The 1,424-nt window shown below is 73.8% G+C and carries 1 protein-coding gene and 1 pseudogene; both read left to right on the forward strand.

All coding sequences use genetic code 11. The features are described from left to right. On the forward strand, window positions 1-1,004 hold a 1,004-nt coding region (locus tag I5E_RS17810; RefSeq protein ID WP_022908180.1), incomplete at its 5' end, for a Gfo/Idh/MocA family protein. A gap of 31 nt (window positions 1,005-1,035) precedes the next feature. Then, a pseudogene (locus I5E_RS26595) lies at window positions 1,036-1,424 on the forward strand (hypothetical protein); the annotation flags it as partial.

The raw sequence follows: 1,424 nt of genomic DNA on the forward strand, positions 1-1,424 counted from the left end.
ACCGCCTGGCCGACCTCGACGTCGAGCGTGCGCGGTCGGTCGGCGAGGCCCAGGGCGTCCGGGGCACGAGCGTCGACGAGCTCCTCGGCGCGGACGACGTCGACGTCGTGCTGAACCTGACGATCCCGGCCGCGCACGCCGAGGTCGCCACCCGGGCCCTCGACGCCGGCAAGCACGTCTACGGCGAGAAGCCGCTCGCGCTCGCGACGGCCGAGGCCGCGCCGGTGCTCGAGCTGGCCGGACGCTCGGGCCTGCGGGTCGGCAGCGCGCCCGACACCGTGCTCGGGACCGGCATCCAGACCGCCCGTGCCGCGATCGACGACGGCCTGATCGGTGACCCGGTCGGCGCCGCGGTGTCCTGGAGCGCCCCGGGACACGAGCTCTGGCACCCGGCACCGGCGTTCTACTACCAGCCCGGGGGCGGCCCGCTGCTCGACATGGGGCCGTACTACCTGACGAGCCTCGTGCAGTTCTTCGGCCCCGTCGTCCGGGTGAGCGGCAGTGCCACCCGGTCGACCCGCGAGCGGACCATCGCGACCGGCCCCTTCGCCGGAGCGCCGATCCCCGTCGACGTCGACACCCACGTCGTAGCCGTCCTCGAACACGAGCGCGGAGTCGTCTCCACGGTCACCGTCTCGTTCGAGGTGTGGGCGACCCGGGCCCCGCTCTTCGAGGTGCACGGCACCGCCGGCAGCCTCGCCGTCCCCGACCCGAACCGGTTCTCCGACCCGGTGTCGATCGCGACGGCCGACGACCGCGAGTGGCGGGAACTGCCCGTGACGGCCGGGTACGCCGACGCGGGCCGCGGGTACGGGCTGGCGGACATGGCGCACGCCATCGCGACCGACCGGCCGCACCGCGCGTCGGGGGACCTCGCGTTCCACGTCCTCGAGATCATGGAGGCCGTGCAGACCGCCTCGAGGAACCACACGGTCGTCGCGGTCGAGTCGCGCGTCGACCGCCCCGACACCGTGCCCGCCGGGTCGGAACCGGGATCATGGTGACCACCGCACACCGCGAGGAAGGACGACGACGATGACGACGACGGACGGAACCGACGAGACGGGGACGACCCGCGCCTCCAGGCCGGTCACCCTCTTCACCGGCCAGTGGGCCGACCTGCCCTTCGAGGAGGTCGCGCGCCTCGCCGGCGAGTGGGGCTACGACGGGCTCGAGATCGCCTGCTGGGGCGACCACCTCGACGTCCGGCGCGCCGCGACGGACCCCGGGTACGTCGCGGACCGCAAGGCGATCCTCGAGCGCAACGGGCTGCAGGTCTGGGGAACTCCTCCCACCGGAGCGGTCGGTTGTCGAGGGCGCTCGGCAGTCGGAAGCCGTGCTCGACGAGGGTGCGCTTGCGTGACGCGTCGCCCTCGTACATCGCGCCGATCTGCGGCACGGTCACGTGCGACTCGTCGATCACG

It is taken from the genome of Curtobacterium sp. B18 (genome assembly GCF_000333375.1).
Taxonomy (GTDB): domain Bacteria; phylum Actinomycetota; class Actinomycetes; order Actinomycetales; family Microbacteriaceae; genus Curtobacterium.